The organism is Bacillus pseudomycoides DSM 12442, from assembly GCF_000161455.1.
GTDB lineage: Bacteria > Bacillota > Bacilli > Bacillales > Bacillaceae_G > Bacillus_A > Bacillus_A pseudomycoides.
Genome location: NZ_CM000745.1, coordinates 5,773,089 through 5,773,553, shown reverse-complemented (window position 1 = coordinate 5,773,553; position 465 = coordinate 5,773,089). Strand labels below are relative to the sequence as shown.

Sequence of the window (465 nt, the reverse complement as noted above, 5' to 3'; positions counted from 1 at the left end):
TTTTAAACTATCTAAGCCACTTTGTATAACTCTCATCGAAATACATCCAACCTTCAACACCTTCACCCGTTACATAAATCCAATTCTCATAACGATAATGAACATCGTAAGCAGATTGTTTTGTAATTTTATTTATAATAGGATCTCCAGTGGAAGCACCTTTTCTAAGATTGATGTTTGTGCCAGAAATCCAAACAACTCCTTTTGATTTTCCGTCTTTATTAATTTTACAAACGTCTTCACGGATCCAATTATTTTCTGCAATTTTATACCAGAAACGACTACCATCATAATGCCAATCTAAGTATATATGGCCACTTCCTTTGGGAACATCACCAACGTGCTCTGATGTTTCACTAGGCGCTGAATATACCTTTGAATGAGGCTGTGTGACAGTGATAGAACCTATATTATTTGTTTCCCATCCAGAAGGTAACGAAACGTTCTTTCGAGTATCCACATCTG

The 465-nt window shown here is 36.1% G+C and carries 1 pseudogene; it reads right to left on the bottom strand.

From position 1 onward, the window contains the following. Nucleotides 1-7 precede the first annotated feature (7 nt). Nucleotides 8-465, bottom strand: a pseudogene (locus BPMYX0001_RS29130) (SH3 domain-containing protein); the annotation flags it as partial.